This window comes from Pilosibacter fragilis, assembly GCF_032490495.1.
Classification (GTDB): Bacteria; Bacillota; Clostridia; order Lachnospirales; family Lachnospiraceae; genus Pilosibacter; species Pilosibacter fragilis.
In genome coordinates this window covers 1-522 of sequence record NZ_JAVYJB010000096.1, presented here as the reverse complement: position 1 = coordinate 522, position 522 = coordinate 1, and the positions used below count along the sequence as shown (strand labels likewise).

At 54.6% G+C, this 522-nt stretch carries 1 protein-coding gene; it reads left to right on the top strand.

All coding sequences use genetic code 11. The annotated features are described in order from the left end of the window. Nucleotides 1–522, top strand: a 522-nt coding sequence (locus ABCW45_RS17875) for a hypothetical protein (protein ID WP_485020652.1), incomplete at both ends; no start/stop codon positions are given.

Here is a 522-nt window from a genome sequence, read left to right as displayed (position 1 = left end):
TTTGGGGAGACCGTCACAGCATTGGAGCTGGCACCGGAAGGCACCGGCTACCGGGCAAGAACGAGATTCAGCAAGTTCTTTAATCTGCCGGAGCTGATGAACCTGTTCAAAGAAGTGGCGGACATTAAGACTGCCGACCAGTTAAATCTCCCTACCCCGGAAGTGGAGTACCACAACATCGTGGCGCAGCCCACCGAACATCAGCAGGAAATGGTCAAAGCTCTTTCGGAGCGTGCATCGCTGGTACACAGCGGAACTGTTGACCCGTCCCAGGATAACATGCTCAAGATTACCTCGGATGGCCGTAAGTTGGGGCTTGACCAGAGGATCGTCAACCAGATGCTGCCGGACGAACCTGGCACAAAGGTCAATCAGTGTGTGGACAACATCATGCAGATCTGGCGGGACGGCAAAGCTGACAAGCTGACCCAGCTGGTGTTCTGCGACATTTCTACACCACAGGCCAAAGCTCCTGCAAGCAAGGCGGCGAAAACGCTGGATAATCCACTGCTTCACGCATTG